Source organism: Mesorhizobium sp. ES1-1, assembly GCF_020164785.1.
Lineage (GTDB): Bacteria > Pseudomonadota > Alphaproteobacteria > Rhizobiales > Rhizobiaceae > Mesorhizobium.
The window spans coordinates 64547-82336 of sequence record NZ_JAIUGX010000005.1; the positions used below are offsets into that span (position 1 = coordinate 64547).

General features: G+C 61.8%; 16 protein-coding genes, 1 tRNA gene and 1 pseudogene. 4 read left to right on the top strand and 14 right to left on the bottom strand.

Going from position 1 to position 17790, the window contains the following annotated elements:
- Window positions 1–127 precede the first annotated feature (127 nt).
- Complete coding sequence (locus tag LB513_RS10450; RefSeq protein ID WP_224663416.1) at window positions 128–841, bottom strand: SIMPL domain-containing protein; 714 nt, start codon at window positions 839–841, stop codon at window positions 128–130.
- A 134-nt stretch (window positions 842–975) separates the two neighbouring features.
- Here LB513_RS10450 and LB513_RS10455 point away from each other — a divergent pair.
- From LB513_RS10455 to LB513_RS10470, 4 genes are all read left to right on the top strand, one after another.
- A tRNA-Ile gene (locus LB513_RS10455) sits at window positions 976–1051 on the top strand.
- Window positions 1052–1586: 535 nt separating this feature from the next.
- Complete coding sequence (locus tag LB513_RS10460) at window positions 1587–1868, top strand: hypothetical protein (protein ID WP_224663417.1); 282 nt, start codon at window positions 1587–1589, stop codon at window positions 1866–1868.
- A 1710-nt stretch (window positions 1869–3578) separates the two neighbouring features.
- Window positions 3579–4100, top strand: coding sequence for a ferritin-like domain-containing protein (locus tag LB513_RS10465; RefSeq protein ID WP_224663418.1), 522 nt, complete (start codon window positions 3579–3581; stop codon window positions 4098–4100).
- A 192-nt stretch (window positions 4101–4292) separates the two neighbouring features.
- On the top strand, window positions 4293–5162 hold the full coding sequence (locus LB513_RS10470) for an SDR family oxidoreductase (RefSeq protein ID WP_224663419.1): 870 nt from the start codon (window positions 4293–4295) through the stop codon (window positions 5160–5162).
- A gap of 391 nt (window positions 5163–5553) precedes the next feature.
- Here LB513_RS10470 and LB513_RS10475 read toward each other — a convergent pair whose 3' ends face one another.
- The 13 genes and pseudogenes from LB513_RS10475 to trxC all read right to left on the bottom strand — a co-directional run bounded on the left by LB513_RS10475 (window position 5554) and on the right by trxC (window position 17773).
- Complete coding sequence (locus LB513_RS10475) at window positions 5554–5910, bottom strand: hypothetical protein (protein ID WP_224663420.1); 357 nt, start codon at window positions 5908–5910, stop codon at window positions 5554–5556.
- Between the two features lie 67 nt (window positions 5911–5977).
- A complete protein-coding gene (locus LB513_RS10480; RefSeq protein ID WP_224663421.1) occupies window positions 5978–6490 on the bottom strand; it encodes a DUF4142 domain-containing protein in 513 nt (170 codons plus the stop codon).
- A 125-nt stretch (window positions 6491–6615) separates the two neighbouring features.
- Window positions 6616–8088 (bottom strand): protein adenylyltransferase SelO, encoded by a 1473-nt coding sequence (locus LB513_RS10485; protein WP_224663422.1) that lies wholly within the window; start codon window positions 8086–8088, stop codon window positions 6616–6618.
- A gap of 453 nt (window positions 8089–8541) precedes the next feature.
- Window positions 8542–9057, bottom strand: coding sequence for a GNAT family N-acetyltransferase (locus LB513_RS10490; RefSeq protein WP_224663423.1), 516 nt, complete (start codon window positions 9055–9057; stop codon window positions 8542–8544).
- A gap of 70 nt (window positions 9058–9127) precedes the next feature.
- Window positions 9128–9775, bottom strand: a complete 648-nt coding sequence (locus LB513_RS10495) for a helix-turn-helix domain-containing protein (protein ID WP_224663424.1) — start codon at window positions 9773–9775, stop codon at window positions 9128–9130.
- A 314-nt stretch (window positions 9776–10089) separates the two neighbouring features.
- Window positions 10090–11031, bottom strand: a complete 942-nt coding sequence (gene arcC, locus LB513_RS10500) for a carbamate kinase (protein ID WP_224663425.1) — start codon at window positions 11029–11031, stop codon at window positions 10090–10092.
- Window position 11032: 1 nt separating this feature from the next.
- The gene (argF, locus tag LB513_RS10505) at window positions 11033–12034 is read right to left on the bottom strand and encodes an ornithine carbamoyltransferase (protein WP_224663426.1); all 1002 of its coding nucleotides are present in this window, start codon (window positions 12032–12034) and stop codon (window positions 11033–11035) included.
- 17 nt (window positions 12035–12051) lie between these two features.
- Window positions 12052–13266: an arginine deiminase gene (locus LB513_RS10510; RefSeq protein ID WP_224663427.1), complete on the bottom strand. Its 1215-nt coding sequence runs from the start codon at window positions 13264–13266 to the stop codon at window positions 12052–12054.
- 13 nt (window positions 13267–13279) lie between these two features.
- Window positions 13280–14746, bottom strand: a complete 1467-nt coding sequence (arcD, locus tag LB513_RS10515) for an arginine-ornithine antiporter (RefSeq protein WP_224663428.1) — start codon at window positions 14744–14746, stop codon at window positions 13280–13282.
- A 225-nt stretch (window positions 14747–14971) separates the two neighbouring features.
- Entirely contained in the window at window positions 14972–15562 is a 591-nt protein-coding gene (locus LB513_RS10520; RefSeq protein ID WP_224663429.1) for an NAD(P)H-dependent oxidoreductase, read from the bottom strand.
- 32 nt (window positions 15563–15594) lie between these two features.
- Window positions 15595–15981 (bottom strand): hypothetical protein, encoded by a 387-nt coding sequence (locus LB513_RS10525; RefSeq protein WP_224663430.1) that lies wholly within the window; start codon window positions 15979–15981, stop codon window positions 15595–15597.
- Window positions 15982–16064: 83 nt separating this feature from the next.
- Window positions 16065–17318 (bottom strand): MgtC/SapB family protein, encoded by a 1254-nt coding sequence (locus tag LB513_RS10530; RefSeq protein ID WP_224663431.1) that lies wholly within the window; start codon window positions 17316–17318, stop codon window positions 16065–16067.
- 4 nt (window positions 17319–17322) lie between these two features.
- Window positions 17323–17773, bottom strand: a pseudogene (gene trxC, locus LB513_RS10535) (thioredoxin TrxC).
- Window positions 17774–17790: the final 17 nt, after the last annotated feature.

Sequence of the window (17790 nt, forward strand, 5' to 3'; positions counted from 1 at the left end):
TAGCTGAGCCCCTTTCCACGGAAGGCGGCGGCTCCAAGAGCCCCGCGGGATCATTTCCCGCGGGGTTTTTTGATACCGGCCATGGACGATCGCTCGGCCGCAGGCAGGTTGTTCGCGGAGCGGCAGCCTACTTAAGCTCGAACGTGACCGTGACCTGCACGGAGTAGGAGTTTTCGCCAGCCTGCATCGGAACTGCCGCGCGGGGTGCGGAGTCGAAGGCCTTGGCGTTGATCGGCATCGGCACCGGCGCGATGTTCTGGTCGGTGATCTCCAAAACTCGGCCGAGGCTGACCCCGGCGGCTTCGGCCAGTGTCCTGGCCTTCGCCAAGGCGTCGGCGACCGCCCTCTTGCGCGCTTCGTTGACGGTGGCTGCCGGGTCGTCATTGGTGAAGGCGACGCCGCCGCCCTGGTTGACGCCGAGTGTCACCGCCTTGTCGAGAACCTCGCCGGTCTTGTCGACATCGCGCACGCGGACCGAGAGCGTATTGGTCACCTGATAGGCGACAAGCTCGGCATCCTGGCTGCCGTCGGGCTTGTTGGTGTAGTTGTAGCGCGGGTTGATCTGGATGCCCGCCGTCTGAAGGTCGCGGTCGACGATGCCCGACGACTTCATCGCCGCGATCACGGCGGCCATGGCGTCATTGTTGGCATCGAGCGCGGCGCGCGCGGTCTTGGCCTCGCGCATGACGCTTAGTGTCAGGACCGCCAGGTCGGGCGCCACCGTGGCCTCGCCTTCGCCGCTGACAATGATGCGGGGCGGCGTCGGTAAATCAGCCGCGCCGGCCATCGCCGGAAAGGCGATCGCGGCGGCAAGCGCGAGAGGCAATAGGTGTCTGGTCATGAAAATCTCCTTAGTACGCGATCCAGTCGCACGGGTCGCGTAAACAGGGATTATGGGTTGATTTGGGCGTTCTGCGAAAGCCTTCTGGGAAAGCCTTGTGCGGCGATGCGAAAAACATTAATCCAGCCGTCGTGGGGCCTGTAGCTCAATGGTTAGAGCCGGCGGCTCATAACCGCTTGGTTGGGGGTTCGAGTCCCTCCGGGCCCACCATTTCTGTATTTTGTGTTGTTTTCGCTTTGGAATTTGACTCCCCACTCAAGCGCGGCTTGCGGCGGGAGTTTCACCATTCGCTTTAAACGCGACATCGCGAAGAGAGCCCGCAAAGTCTCCCATCCCGCCGCCCTGAAATAATCCTAGGCTAACGCCTGAGCCGGGAAATTGAACACGTGGTGCGGCCGCTTGACACCGAAAGATCCGACCGGCACCTTCCAAGCTGAGGGAGCGAGGAAAATCCATGAAGAAGCAATACACGAGGCCAGTTCTTACGAAGCGCGAAAGATTGTCGCTTGTGACAGCCTTTATGCCGTCATCGCAGATTGAAATCGACGGATAAGACGTTTTCGTTTCAACCAAGTTCCGCGGTTCCGTCGGCCGGCTTTTGCGGTTCGGGCTTCTAGATGGGGACCGTGTCGTCCGTACAACGCTCACTTACCATAATGCGGTTCGCATAAGTCTTCTTCAGAGGTTGTCTCTTTGCGTGTTCCCAGAGCGCGAATGACGCCCAGGGGAGTAGAGGAACGACCTTATGACGGTAGCCTATGCGATCGGCCTAGCGCTTGGTGCGCTGTTCTCTGCTTTCGTGGTCAGCCGAGTTCTTCTCTGGGCCATGCGCCGCTGGTTTGCGTGGCGCCCTATAGTCGCCAACAGTGCATCATTTATCATGATTGTCTGCATATCGGGGCTGGTCAGAGAGGGTGTTGAATGGCCGGCTATGGCATTGCACCTGATCGCTCAGTCGATTTGGCTCTGCTACGATCTCTGGAGGGTCTCCCGGCGGCGATCTCATGACCAATTGAATGCGTCGTGATCTTGCCCTGTTCGAATACACGAACGAACCTACCGACGATAGTCCTGCGGATGACATGGTGGGCACCAAGGCTTGTCAGCTTCTGCCATGCGGTGGAGAAACGTCGGGTCCAGCGATCGATGTCAGTAGAATTCCGTTGACCGCCGCGCGCTCGGAGCGGCAAGCTTCAACAAAGCGAGTCCGTTTTAGGATGCGCTTTGCCAAGTCCGACAGACCGTGGGCACGCACGAGACGAAGCATCGGGTCAGAACGAGAAGAAACGGGATCTGATACGCTTTCCGTCGCCCCAACTTGGCAGCTTCCAGAGTGGGTCCGTGACAGGAACGAGGCCCAGTGACATGGCCGCCGCGACTATATGCTTCTTGAGCTGGCTATCCGCCAAGCCACAGGCCGGCCATGCACGATGAAAGTCCGCACAGGTTTCATCCGTAGAGACGATCGATCCCTTTGGCCGATTGGCGAGACTTGTCAGGATGCGCAATGCAATGACCTGTTCGCTATCATGGTCATGGATTGTATCCATTGTTATGTGATTATCCTTCATTTCAACGTCTACTTCCCGCACACGAAAACGTTGCATACGCATTTGTAGCTTGGTTAATACTTTGTGTGTGCCGGCTCCTTAGAGGGCGCGCCGGAAAGCGAACCCTTATTTTCAAAGTAACGGTGCACCGCGTCGACGCGGATGCAACAACTGCACTGCAGTGCCGCCATCGGGGTGTAGGGGATCGCAGCCATGACGTGCTGGAGCTACCATCTGTCCTGCATGGTCCTGGCCAGAGCCAGATGGCGAAAGCGCAGGCGCTGCCCGGCTGCGTAATTGGCTGCAAACATTTCCTGGGTGAATGACCGGCACGATATCTGACCGCCTTCCAATACCCGCACGACCCAGCCTCCGCGGACTCGTCTGATTGTCACCGAATCGTGGGCGGCCTCTGGCCTCCTGGCGCCGCCCGCAAGGTCGACACCACGACCATTTCGCCTCGATCCAGCGACGTCTGAATCTCTCAAGCCGTCGCATATCTCGCCGGTGAGCTTACGCCGTCGACGATTGCGACGATCATGATTGTCGGGGGTGTCTGCGGTCATCCCGGTAAACGGGGAGCTTTGGCAATCGATCCGGGGGTGTCTCGCGTTGGTTAATTGGTTCCTGGGCTAGGATGTCCTGACCGAGATCGTGCGTGACGCCATCGCGTTGCCCGTTAGCGTCGCTATGTGCGTTGACAGGAGCCTCATGTCGCCCAGGCTGATGGTGTCGAGCGGCGCACCTCCTGCTGCAAATTCCATCTCGCCAGACGCGGCTCGATTTCCCCTAAGCTGACAATGCAGGATTTGCCGGGGATGTTCATCGTCGTGATCTATGCATCGAACTTCCTCCCTTGGCGTCTGTCGCGTTCCCGACGGGCTTGCTCTGCGAGAAGGCGGTCCAGCTTGGCGTGCATAGACATATTGTGCCGTCTCAAGGACACAAAGATTACCGCCAGAAGGATGCCGATGATCAACCATGGAAAGCTCATTCGCTCGTAAATTCAAACTGGAAAGCTTGTTCCGTGCTTGCCAAGAATAAATTTCGGGAATGATTAGGCGGCCGCTGCCGCGGTCTTCAACCTTCATCCCTTTTAGTGAATCCGCGCTGAGGGCAGGGCCATAAGTCTGCCGGAACAATTCGACTAGAGCGTGGTTGGGGCTGTTCAACAGCAGGAGACGCTTATGAACACCGATTTTACCTCCGAGACCCGTGCGATCTTCATCGATGGCCTTCGCAATGCACACGCGATGGAAAATCAGGCTCTTTCGATCATGAAGCCCCAGGTGGCGCGCATCGAAAATTATCCTGAGGTGGCCAGCCGGCTGCAGCAGCACATCCGGGAGACCGAGGGCCAGATCACTCGCCTGGAATCGATCTTGAGTGGATTCGACAAGGAGCCGTCCACCCTCAAGGACACAGCATTGTCCATGGTCGGCAGCCTCGCAACGATAGGACACGCGATGGCGGGCGACGAGATTCTCAAGAACAGCTTTGCAAACTACGCTTTCGAGAATTTTGAAATCGCGGCGTACAACTCGTTGCTGGTGCTGGCGCAAGCCGGCGGTCTGCAGGAGGCCCAGCAAATCCTGCAGCAGAACCTGAGCGAAGAAGAGGCGATGGCCGAGTGGCTCGAGCAAAATCTGCCCGTCGTCACATTGCGCTATGCCGAGCTTCGAGAAGCCGGCCAGACAGCGAAAAGCTGAGCCTGCAGTTATCGGGCTTGGCGAGAGTGATGCCTGTAAGCCCCTGCGACGCTAGTCCGTGCGGATTAACGTCGCAGGGTCGGCGCATGTTCGGAGGCCGCCGGTTGCCGGCTTTCTTTCAGGGAACAACGGCGTCCTTCGCTGGTTGGACAAATACAAGTTCCAGCAATCTTTAGGGAATTAGGGCCAGCCATGCAGACGCAATCTGACAGCACAATCCTGGAAAACCCGCTGCCCAGACAGCAGCAGGAGATGCCAGGGTTTACCGAAGACATGACGCCGCGGCCCGATCATGGCGAGGAAAGCTATCGGGGCAGCGGGAAACTCGACGGTATGGCGGCAATCATCACCGGCGGCGATTCGGGCATCGGTCGTGCCGTGGCGATCGCCTTTGCTCGTGAGGGGGCGGATATCCTCATTTCGTATCTCAATGAAGAGGATGATGCGCGCGAGACCGCGCGCTGGGTCGAGGAAGCCGGGCGCAAGGCGGTGCTGATGCCGGGCGACGTCTCGCAGGAGGCCCATTGCCGCGAGATCGTCCAGCGCGCCGTCGCGGAATTCGGCCGTATCGACGTCCTGATCAACAACGCCGCGCACCAGGACACGATCGACAGGATCGAGGATATCAGTTCGGAAGAGTGGGACCTGACCGTCCGCACCAACATCTATAGCCAGTTCTACCTCAGCAAGGCGGCTATCCCACACATGGGGGAGGGCGCCAGCATCATCAACACCGCCTCGATTCAGGCTTCCAAGCCGTCACCGCAATTGCTTGCCTATGCGACGACCAAGGGCGCCATCGTCAATTTCACCATCGGTCTCGCCCAGATGGTCGCGGAACGCGGGATCCGGGTGAATGCCGTGGCCCCCGGGCCGATCTGGACACCGCTGATCCCGTCCACCATGCCGCCGGAAAAGGTGGAGCAGTTCGGAAAGAACACGCCGCTCGGCAGACCGGGAAATCCCGCCGAGCTTGCCGGCGCATATGTGTTGCTTGCCTCGCGAGACGGAAGCTACATCACCGGAGCCGTCATCCCCGTGACCGGCGGAAACCCGCTGTGATCCGCTGTTCAGGCCTGGACTTCGCCTATCGCCGGCCTACCCGATCGGCGGGCTCCTGATGCTACAGGATCAAAAACCACGCACACCGTTCTCGCGCGTCGCACTCGTGGTGATCGTCGTCATTTGTGCCGTCATCGTGACCGTGTTCTTTATCGGGTTCGAATACTCGAAGCCCAATCAGGGTGCGCTCATCGTGCCAGGAGGATCGCAGCAGGCACAATAAGCGCGGGGGCGCAGACCTGCGTATGATGCTGCTGGCCTAGCATCGATGCCACCGGGCCGGCCGACAGCCGCTGGAGTAAAGCGCCAGTGGGAGGGCGCCGCCAGCGCCATTGCACGAGACGAAATCGGATTCGTCTCGTGTCGCGGCTCATCGAGCTAGGTATTCGGCTCAAAGCTCGGTGCTGCTTCGGCCCCTCTCGAAGACGGGGATGTCTTCCTCGTCCTCTTCATCGTCGCTGGTCGGTATGTCCTCAGCGTAACTGCGGGTCAGTTCCTCAGTCTCGCTCAGACCGTCGATCGTCTCATTGGCGCCGGCCCCTTCATCATGGCGGCCAGTGATCTCGCTGCGAGGTCTTGCACCGATTGGCTGGTCGACATCGTCGGCTCCAATAAAGCCGGGATCGGCGCCGTGCCTGTCTTTATGACCCGCCGGGCTGTCCAACAAGGCGGCATCTTCCGGGCGGATGGGCTCATCATTGGCGAAGTCGCTCGGTCTTGAGTTCGGCATATCGGGTGTTTCCGGCATCTCTGACACTCCTGGCGAAGGCATGTTGACCGGCTCGGAAGCCGGTCAGCTGTGGGCGGCGAGGTCCTCAGCCCTCAGAACCGGTCTTGCCCAGTTGCTTGGCATGTTTGAAATGCTCGCGGATGATCGGCGCGGTCTTTTTGGCATGTGCCTTCAAGTCCTTGGCTTCGCCTCCCTTGGCATAGGATGTCATCAATGCCAGGGCTTCCTGGTGCGCTGCCAACTGAGCCTGGACGTAGGCGTCATCGAATGCCTCGCTGTTGTCATTGCCCAGCGCCTTCAACAGGGATGCATGCTTGCTCGTCATCTCGGGAGCCACGGCGACATCGTCCTTCTTAGCGGCCGCCATGAGCTGCTTGGACGATTTCGTATGATCCTTGATCATCATGCGAGCGAATTCCTTCACGGCTGATGTGTGCGATTTCTGCAAGGCCAATTCGCTCGAACGGATCTCGAACATATCCGAACTGGCAGCGGCCGCGACGAATTCCTGCGGGGACACAGTAGCGGTCTGAGCCATTGCAACCGGGCTGCTCACACCGATGGTGATCGCAGCAACAAGCGTCTTCACGAAATGCATGTTGTTCTCCTTCAATGATGCATTGTTCCGACAGCCGAACCTCGCTTAGAAATCCTTGTTCCGTTCGTCCTCAAAAAACGATTGAAGCGGCGCCCGGATGCCGGCCCGGTGCGAGACTGATTGCCTCAGGTGCCGCAGAAGGTCTGCAGCACCCGCTCATCCGGCTGTGGCGGTTCGGCGTAGCGCTCCATGCCCGGCTGCTCATCGAAGGGCCGGGTAACCACCTCGAGCATTTCCTCGAATGGCTTGAAGTCGCCGCCCAACGCCGCCTGGATCATCTCCTCGATGCGGTGATTGCGCGGGATGAATTTCGGGTTTACCGCGTGCATGGTTGCCCGGCGCGTGGCGCTGTCGGTTGGTTCGCTGGCAATCCGCTCGCGCCACCGCGCGGACCAAGCGTCGAATGCGTCCGGATCCGGGAACAATTGCCGGGTCGCTCCCTGGCCTTGCGCCGTGTCGAGGTCGTCGCCCAAGCGCCGGAATGCGAGCGTGAAGTCGGCCTCGCCGCGAGCCAACACATCCAGAAAATCAGCCGCGAGCTGCAAGTCGCCGTCCGCCTCGGTCAGAAGCCCCAGTTTTCTGCGGAAACCGCGCTGCAGAACAGTCTCGTAGGACGCCTGGAACGATCTCAGCACATCCTCAGCTTCGGCCACGGCTTCGTTTTCGTCCGGGCTCATCAGCGGCAGCAGCGTTTCGGCAAAGCGCGCCAGGTTCCATGTCGCGACACGAGGCTGGTTGGCATAGGCGTAGCGTCCGACGCGGTCGATGGAACTGAACACCGTGGCCGGGTCATAAGCATCGAGGAAGGCGCAGGGGCCATAGTCGATGGTCTCGCCCGAGATCGCCATATTGTCGGTGTTCATGACACCATGGATGAAGCCGACCAGCATCCAGCGCGCCACCAGCTCCGCCTGCGCGGCGACAACGGCCGCCAGCAAAGCGCGATAAGGCCGTGCTTCACCGGCCAGCTGTGGGAAGTGACGCTGAATGGAATAGTCCGCGAGGATCTTGAGCGCCTCCGTGTCATGGCGCGCGGCGAAATATTGGAACGTGCCGATGCGGATATGGCTTGCAGCCACACGTGTAAGGACCGCGCCCGGCAGCCGGACCTCGCGATAGACCGGATCGCCGGTGAGCACCGCAGCCAGGGTTCGCGTCGTTGGAATGCCCAGCGCGGCCATCGCTTCGCTGACGACATATTCGCGCAGCACGGGGCCGAGGGCCGCACGGCCGTCGCCATTGCGCGAGAAACGCGTCGGGCCCGATCCCTTCAGCTGGATGTCGCGGCGAATGCCGTTCACGTCCACGACTTCGCCCAACAGCAGCGCGCGGCCATCACCAAGCTGAGGCACGAAATTTCCAAACTGATGGCCCGCATAGGCCAAGGCGACCGGCTGCAGGCCTTCGGGAAACCTGTTGCCGGCAAGCATCTGCACCCCGTCCGGGCTGGTAAGCTGGTCGGCATCGAGCCCTAGCTCGTCGGCAAGTGCCCGATTGAAGCGGATCAGACTGGGTTCGGAGACCGGCTTAGGCTCCGATTGTGCGAAGAAGCGCTCCGGCAATTGCGCATAGCTGTTCGAAAGCGCTGGAAGCTGCATCCGAATGGCCCGGGTTTGTTCAGGGGTCGCAGGTGAAATCATGGCAGCTGGCTCGGATCGGGATGGAGCGGCTCCGGTTCTAGGAGCCTATTTCATATAGGACGCAACGTCGCCGGTGCCATCCCGATCCATCAGTTCATCGAATCCATGAGATCCGGTCCGCCTTCTAGAGGTACCGCCAGCGTCACCCCATTTTCAGCTGCGGATTGGCGACCTCAACGGCTGCATCATTGCCGCCGCGCTACCTGCCCGAGATCGACGATGACTTGGCAGAACCGTTGCAAACGGCCTGCGCGGCCGCCACTGCCGCAGCCAGCACAATCTGGGTCAGCGCCACGCGCTGGTCAGCGGTGGCTGGGCAACACCAGCGCCAACAGCGGCACGATGCCGAAGACATGATTTTCAAGAGATTGCTTACGGCCAGCCCGGTCGAACCAGGGCCGAACCGGCAGGTTAGACGGCCGGTCGCGCCCCCAGCTCCCGCCGGACCAGAACCAGCGTCGCATCGTCGGGATCGGTGGTGATGGTAAAGCCCGAGTCACGCTCGACTTCGATCGCGGCGCGGTTTTCACGGCTCTCGATCGACTGGATGGCACTCAGCCCGAGTCGTTCGGCATATTTCGAGATATAGGCGAGCAACTCCCAGCCAATGCCCAGATGCTTGCGATCCGCGCGAATACAGATCGCAACCTCGCCATTTCGATCGGCTGCATCGCTTGCCAGCGTCGCAACCGCGATCAGCATTCCGTCGTCGGAGACGGCAAGAAAATTATGGACATGGGCGTCGTCGGACCGCGTCATGGCCACCAGCCGTTCATGTGAAACTTCCTTCATGGCGCCGAGAAAGCGAAATCGCAAATCGTCGGGCGTCACGTGGGTGAAGAATTCCGCCAGCGCCGGCTCATCTTCCGGGCGCGCGCGGCGCACTTCGAAGCGAAGGCCGGTATGGGTGGTGAGTCTATTGTCCATCGTCCTAGCATCCTTGATCTGAGGCCGGCTCTGCGCCGTCATTGTCGTCTCTCTTGCGCGGGGAGCCCCCTCATTCGCTCATGCAGTGGAGCGCGTCCTGCTTGAGGATCTCGATGCTGCGCAGGTTGAGCAGGCGAATGACGCCCTTGTCCTTCAGCCGGGTGAAGACCCGCGAGACGGTCTCGATGGTGAGGCCGAGATAGTCGCCGATATCCATGCGCGACATCGGTAGCTCCACCTGCCGCAAGCCGCCTTGGCGCTCCGCCATGTCGACCAGGAAGGCGGCGACACGTTCGATGGCGTTCTGGCGCCCGAGGACCAGGAGGTGTTCCTGCGCGCGCGTCAGGCCCTTGAGCGCCAAGGGCAGCAGCTGACGCGCCATCTCGGCTCCAGTTGCCAGGCGAAGGACGCGGACCCCGGTCGCGTTGATCGCTTCGGCGAAGAAATGATGCGTCGAGTCGGCTTCGAAGCCGAAGGTCTCGCCGGCAAGGTGGAAGGCGCTGATCTGGCGGCGGCCGTCGGCGAGCAGGCGGTAGATGCGCACGGCGCCGAATTCGACCTGATAGAAGGCCCCGGCCTTCTCGCCCTGTGCATAGATCTCCGCACCGGCGGCGAAAAAGCTGACCGGCTGCGCCGGTGCCGGGTCAAATGTTTCCGGCAAGCCTGGCTGAGCAGAATGCGACGGCAGCGAAATCCTGGAGGCGGTGTAGGCGTGCATGGCTGTTGTCCCGGTGAACCTTGACACAGCAATCGCGCCAATCCGCGGTCAGCGAAATTCGGTTATGTCCCTACGGGAAATTACTGAGTCGTGCGGCACCCGTCCCCCGTCGCGGTGTCACCAGGGCGGCCGCGCCGAGCCAACGCAACGGCCGGCGAGCCTACAAAACCGAGCAGCCAGGATGGCTTTCATAGAGCGTGTAAAAAATGAACGTCGCGTGGGCGCTACGTTTCGATCGCGCAATCTTGTTGCGCGGGCGGATAGGTCGCAACGGGCTCTATGGCGGATCATGTCATCTGGGCGGTGGCCGTTGCCTAACGCCTCGCAGGCTGGCTTGGCGGAGGCAGTGCGCTGACCTCGAACCAAGTACCGCATTCCCCTCTGACAATCCTGCAAGCATCATCCAGTTTGCCGATCGCCGCTGGCCTGCCGGTCGCCGCGACGAATTCGCTTGCGGCGCTGATCTTCGGTCCCATGGAACCGGAGGGAAAATCCCTTCCCGATATCTGCTTAGGGCCCACGCGCCGCAGCGCCCGGGCGGTCGCCGTTCCGTAGTCGACATAGACGGCGTCGACATCGGTCAACAGGAGCAGCATGTCGGCTTTCAATTGCTGGGCGAGCAGCGAGCTTGCCAGATCCTTGTCGATGACTGCTTCCACGCCGCAAAGACTGCCGTCATCCCGGGCTACCACCGGAACCCCGCCGCCGCCGGTGCAGATGACGATCACGCCGTGCTCGACCAGAAACGAAATCACGGACGCTTCCAGGATCTCCAGCGGCCTTGGGGAAGGCACGACGCGGCGCCATTTGTCGCCATCCGGCGCGATCTGCCAGCCGCGTTCGGCGGCAAGCTTGCGCGCGGTTCCCTCGTCGTAGACCGGGCCTATCGGCTTCGTCGGGTGAACAAAGGCTGGATCGCGCGGGTCCACGGTCACCTGCGTCAGCAGGGTTGCGAACAGCCGCTGCTTGAGAAGGTTGGCGAGCTCCTGCTCAATCACATATCCGATCATGCCCGCGCTCTCGGCTCCGAGAACGTCCAGTGGGAACGCCCCGTCGCCTGGGCCGGCGGCGGCCTGAAGCGCGAGCAGGCCGACTTGCGGGCCGTTGCCGTGCGTGACAACAACCGAATGTCCTTCGCCGATGAGTTCGGCAAGCACGGATGCGGCGCGTTTGATGTTGACGCGCTGGTTCTCGGCCGTCATCGGTTCACCACGGCGAAGCAGCGCGTTTCCGCCCAACGCGACGACGATAAGCATTTCAGTTACCGATCGTGGCGACAAGCAGGGCCTTGATCGTGTGCATGCGGTTTTCGGCCTGGTCGAAGACAATCGACGCAGCCGACTCGAAGACCTCGTCGCTGACCTCCATGCAGTCGATGCCGTATTCCTTCGCGATGAAGGCACCGATCTCGGTCTCGGTGTCGTGGAATGCGGGCAGGCAATGCATGAATTTGACGTGGGGGTTGCCGGCGGCAGCCATCACATCGTGGGTGACTCTGTAAGGCGTCAAAAGACGAATGCGCTCGGCCCAGCCCGATTTGTCCTCGCCCATCGACATCCAGACGTCGGTGTAGATGAAATCAGCGTCCTGCACGCAGGCCGTCACGTCCTCGTCGAGCCGGAAGCGGCCGCCGCTGCGCGCCGCCAGGTCGCGGACATGTGCGCAGAATTCCTCGTCTGGCCAGAGTTCCCCCGGCGAGGCAATGCGCATGTCGATGCCGACCTTGGCGGCTCCAAGCGCCAGCGACAGCGCGACGTTGTCGCGCCCTTCGCCAACGAAGGTGACGGTCATGTCCGAAAGATGCTTGTGCGTGAATTCGCGCATGGTCATCAAGTCGGCGAGGATCTGCGTCGGATGCGCCTCGTCCGTTAGACCGTTGTAGACCGGCACGCCGGCATGCGCGGCAAGCAGTTCGGCCTGGTGTTGGCCGAAGCCGCGATATTCGATGGCATCATACATGCGGCCAAGCACGCGGGCCGTATCCTTCATGGATTCCTTGTGGCCGATATGGCTGCCGGTGGGACCGAAATAAGTGACGTGGGCGCCTTGGTCATAGGCCGCCACCTCGAATCCTGTGCGTGTGCGCGTCGAATCCTTTTCGAAGATCAGCGCGATGTTCTTTCTGACCAGACGCGGGATCTCGTGGCCGGCGAGCTTTGCCGCCTTAAGGTCGGCCGCCAGTTTGAGAAGGAAGCGGATCTCGTCGGCCGTGAGATTGTCCAGGGTCAGGACGGAGCGGCCATGAAGATTGATCGACATCGGGATCTCCTTTCGGATCAAATCGGATCGCGCGCAATGGGACAGGTCATGCAGTGCCCGCCGCCGCGGCCGCGACTGAGCTCGGCGCCTTCGACCGTAATCACTTCGATGCCCGCCCTGCGCAGAAGCGTGTTGGTGTAGACATTGCGGTCATAGCCGATGACCACACCGGGCTCGACCGCAACGACATTGTTGCCGTCATCCCATTGCTCGCGCTCGGCCTCGTAGCGGTCGCCGCCGGTGGCGATGATGCGCAGCGAGCTCGACCCGAGGGCTTCAGCGACGACCGTCGTGAATGGCTTTGTCTCATCGGTGACCTCGACCGCCGCTTCTGCATCGCCCGGACGCAGCGAGAAGGTGCGCAACCGGTCGACGACCGGAGGGTACATGGTCACCAAGTCGCGGTCGCAGAAGGTGAAGACCGTATCGAGATGCATGAAACTGCGGTCGCGCGGCATCAGTGCGGCAATCACGCGTGTCGCCTCGCCGGCGGAAAACAGGTTGCGCGCGAGGTCGCCCACGGCTTGCGGCGTGGTGCGCTCCCCCATGCCGACAAGAACCGTTCCGCCGCCGATCGGCATGACGTCGCCGCCTTCGAGGCTGGTCCCTGTGCCCAGGTCCGGCGAAACGAAGGGAATACCGCTTTCGCGGAAACGGGGATGGAAGCGGTAGACGGCTTCGACATTGGCCGCTTCCGGGCGCCGCGCGGGCCAGTACATGGGATTGACGGAGACCGAGCCGTAGATCCAGCAGGAGCTGTCGCGGGTGAACAGCTGGTTTGGCAAAGGCGGCAGGACGAAATCCTGGGGAGCGAGCGTCCGTCCGGTCAGCCCCTTGGGTTCGAAAGGAAGCTCCGCCCGGGCAATGCCGCCGACGAGGCAAGACGACAATTGCTCCGGCGCCATTTCGTTGAGCCATCCGCGCAGTTCGTCGACCATGTCGAGCCCTACGACACCGGGATGGACCCGGCGGTCCAGAAGCCAGTCGCGGGCTATGGACAGGCTCATCGTCTCGGCCAAGAGCTCGCCGAAGGAATGCACCAGAACGCCGCGTTCGCGCAACGCATCGACAAAGACGTCGTGTTCCTGGCGAGCCCGCTTGACCCACAGAACGTCGTCAAAGAGCAGCGCCTTGCAGTTTTCCGGTGTCAGCCTGCGCAGGCTGAGGTCAGGACGATGGACCATCACTTCGCGCAGACGGCCGACTTCGGAATGGACACCCAGCTTCGTCATCGAACCAATCCTTTCACAGTGCGCTGACGGCGCCGGTCCACATCTCGTAAACGGCGAGCATGGCGACGACGACGAGGGCTACGGCGAGCACCGCTTCGACAGGATGGAACACGCGCTGGTTGGTTTCGCGGCGCGCCCAGATGTAGAAGATGATGCCGGGCGCATAGAGGATCGCGCACATGAAAAGATATGCGGGCCCTGCGGCATAGACGAGCCAAAGTCCGTAGATCGTTGCCAGCAACCCCGCAAAAAGCGGACCGGCGCGTTGATCACCGCTCTGGTAGCTCTCTCCGGTCAATGCGAGCTTGGCCGCGTAGGCTCCGGAGAAAATGTAAGGAACCAGGATCGCGGCGGACGCAATGTAGAACAGGGCTTGATAGGTGCTCTGCGCGAAAAGCGTGATCACGAGGAAGGCCTGGACGAGCAGGTTGGTGATCAGAAGCGAGGTCGACGGCACGCCGCGCTCGCTTTCATGGCCGAAGAACTTCGGCATCGTGCCGTCCTTGGCGGCGACATGCGGAATTTCGGCGGCGAGCAGCGTCCAGCTCAGGAAGGCGCCGATAACGGACACGACCAGCGCGATGTTGATCAGGATGGCGCCCCAGGGGCCCACGACCGCTTCAAGCACGCCGGCCATGGATGGGTTCTTCAGCGCGCCGAGTTCGGGCTGGCTGAGAATGCCTAGCGACAGTAGCGACACCAGCGCATAGAGCGCGAGGCAAGTGAAGAAGCCAAGCGCCGTCGCCGTGGCGATGTCCTTGCGGCGCTCGGCCCTGCCGGAGAACACGCTGGCGCCTTCGATGCCGATGAAGACCCACAGGGTGACCAGCATCGTGCTCTTCACCTGCGCGGTGATCGAGCCAAGACTGGCGTTGCCGAGACCCGTGAAGTCGAGCGACCAGACCTGCAGCTTGAAAGCAACGGCAACCACTCCGACGAACAGGACAATCGGAGCGATTTTGGCCACCGTGACGATCAGGTTCACGACAGCGGCCTGACGGATGCCGGCGAGGACCAGTATGTGGATGAGCCACAGCAAGATAGACGCGCCAAGCACCGCCTGCCAGGTGTTCCCGTCGCCGAAGGCTGGGAAGAAATAGGATAGGGCGCTGAACACGATGACTGCGTAGGAAACGTTGCCGACCCAAGCGCTGATCCAGTAGCCCCATGCGCTGTTGAAGCCAATGAAGGGGCCGAAGCCCGCCTTGGCGTAGGCGTAGGGGCCGGCGTCGAGCTCGGGCTTGCGGGTCGCCAGCGATTGATAGACGAAGACCAGCGCCAGCATGCCGACCGCGGTGATCGCCCAACCAATCATTATGGCGAGAGGGCCAGCACCTGCCGCCATGTTCTGCGGCAGGCTGAACACGCCGGAGCCGACCATGGAACCGATGACCAATGCGGTCAGGGAACCCAGTCGAAGTTTCGACGGAGCCGCGGTCGCGATTTTCCGAACAGGAATGTTGATGTCGGCCGTGGTCATGGTGCTCTCCCAAGATTTGAAGGCTGTCATGGGAGGCAGTGAATAGGAAAAAGAGGCCGGCAGCTTTGACACGGGTCAAATAAGATTCGATCTCCAGAGGTGTGACTTGAGAGATCCCGAGTCTCATCCGACCTCAATCGTTTGATCCTCATCGACGGCAATACGAATTCGCCTGTTTATACTTGGGCCATTCCGTCCCGGTACCCGATTGACAATCGACGAGGGTTATCCGGCGCGTTCTCCCAATGCACGCATTTGCCGGATCCACTTCGCGCGGGTCGCATCGCCGGCGCCAGTGACCATGCCGAACAAGGTTTCGCGCACCGGACTGATGCCGACAAAATGGAGAATGTTTCGCCTGATGCCGGCGATGCCGTGTCCGAGGAACCACAGCCGGTAGAGAAGGGCGGGCATGCCCATCGTCACGACGAGGCGTGCGGAGCGGCCGCGAAGCAATGTCTTGGTGAAGCCTCCGCCCTTGTCCGGATACGCAAAGGCCGTTCCCGGCCGCATGATCTGTTCCAGGAATGCCTTGAGCATGGCCGGCACGGTCCCAAGCCACAGCGGAAAGACAAAGACGATGTGCTCAGCCCAGAGCATCGCGTCGGCTGCATCCTTGAGGCTCTCCGGGATCGCGTCGTGCTCGAATTCCTGCATCGTCCGCAGCATCGGAAAATCGATTGTCGCCAGATCGACCCGGCGAACGGCGTGCCCCGCCTTTTCCGCGCCCTCGCCATAGGCCTTGGCGAGACCGCGGCAGAGCCGGTCGGGGGAGGGGTCGGGATGGCCGACCACGATGAGGACGCGTCGCGACATGCTTTATTTCCAGGCAGCTTGTCCCAAACGGGTCAGGGCCGCTCGACTTGTGCCACCTGGTAGGTGTGCATGGCGCCGTTGCGCGCGATCGACACATATTCGCCGGTCACGAAGCGTTCATCGCCGAGATGAAAGCCGATCTCGTCGTCGCGATCGCCTTCGGCATAGTCGAAATACCACTGTCCGCCGGGCTTGCGCCTCAGCCGGCCGATCAGATCCTCCTCGCCGGCGCGAAACCGGCGAACGCGGCAGGAGGCCTTGTGCGCTTTCCATTCTTCCGCATCGAGCCGGCCTTCGCCGGTCAATGGGGCGAGTACATCGTAGCCCTCCAAACGGTCACCTTCGGGATGGCCCTTTTCCCGCGCAAGCAACAGCCGGACGTGACGGAAATTGGGAGTGAGATCTTTCAGACTGGTCATGGCAAACTCCTTTTACGGAGTTTCATAGAGCGGTGCGGGAACTGGCCCTTGATCCGCATCAAAGAGCGCCGAGAACAGCGCTTCTATCCCGAAGCAAGCAACAACATGGCGGCTGTGCCGGCAATCGCGGCGGCCAGGGTTGCGCCGGCCAGCGGCAACCAGAAGCCGATCGGACCGGCAAATACCGCCAGTGAGAGCCGACCCACCGCATTTGCCGCCAGCGCCCCGAGCACGGCCTGACCCACGGTCTCGACTGACACCGAATGCTTGACCAGGCGCAGCGCGCCAAGCACCGAAGCGTCGACATCGAAGGCCCCGGCAAGCATCGAACTCGCCAGCAAACCCCGCCCACCGAAGTGAGCGGCAAGTCCGGCACTCGCGGTCGCGACGACCGCAAAGGCCAAGGCGAACAGGAGCAATGGACCCAGTTCGAACGGATTGTGCGCCACGGCGCCACCCTCGCCATTGCGGCCACCGCGAGCGAGGAGCAATGCCCCGCAGCTGGCGAAGACGACGGCGGCAGAGCCGGCCGGAATGCCGACCCAGGCCAAGACGCTTGGCTCGATGATCAGAACCACGGCGCAGACGCGCAGCAAAGAAACCATCGCAGCCAACGCTGCCGCTCCCGCCAATGGCAGCGGATTGCTTGCTGGGGCGGCGTTGCGGGCCAGCGCCAGGGTGACCGCGGTGGAAGAGACGATGGCGCCGGCGAGTGAGCTGACGAGCAGGCCGCGTGTATTTCCCAGAAGTCGAACGGCGACGTAGCCGGCGAACGAGATCGAGGCCATCAGCACCGTCAGGAACCAGACCTCCCAGGGATTGAAGCCGCCCCATGGATCCATCGTCCGGTTCGGCAGCAGAGGCAGGATGATTGCCGTCATCACCGCCAGGATCAGGGCCGAGCGTAATTCGATCCAGGTGAGCCGCTTCAAAAGACCATGCAGGATCTGGCGGCTGGCCAGGATTGCCGCCAGTGCCGCGCCACCGGCCGCGGCCGCTCGATAGTCACCGGCGACGGAAAGCGCGCCAAGCGCGAAAACGGCGAGTCCGGCGATCACGCTGGTGACGCTGAAATCCTCGTCATGGGCAGCCTCGCGCGCTTTGTACAGGGCGAAGATTGCCGCGAAGGCGATGAACCCGCCGACCAGGACCGAGACCGCGCTCAGCGCGCTTGCCAAGGCGGCCATAACCCCGGCGAGCAGGCCCGATATGCCGAACGTGCGGATGCCAGCCGTGCGGCTGCGATCGGGCGCATCCCGTTCTTGCCAGCCGCGCTCCAGGCCGACCAGCAGGCCAATTGCAAGGGCCAGTCCGAACCTGGCGATCAGCGGGTCCACGGTTTCAGGCGCCGAGGGTCGGCAGGCGGTCGCGGACCCACCTGACGATCTGGCCAGCCGCCATGGCGCCGGATGTACGCGCAATCTCCCGGCCGCCATGAAAGAGGATCATGGTCGGGATGCCGCGAATGCCGAGCCTGGCTGCAACAGCCACTTCCTTGTCGGAATTCAGTTTCATCAGGCGGACATGCGGCTCCAGTTCAATGGCCGCCGCTTCAAAGGCCGGAGCCATGGCCTTGCAGGGACCGCACCACGGTGCCCAGATGTCGACGACGACCGGCACAGTGCTGCGCCCGATCTGACGATCGAAGGTCGCGCCGTCGACATCTTTCCGGATGCCCCGAAAACAGCCGGGTGCTGCACTTTCCGCATTTCGCCTGCATAGCGCTGCGACCGGGCGGCAGTCGGTTGACACCGCCGCATTTGCTGCAAACCACGATGTTCTGCTCTTCCATGGCCATACACCGATCCT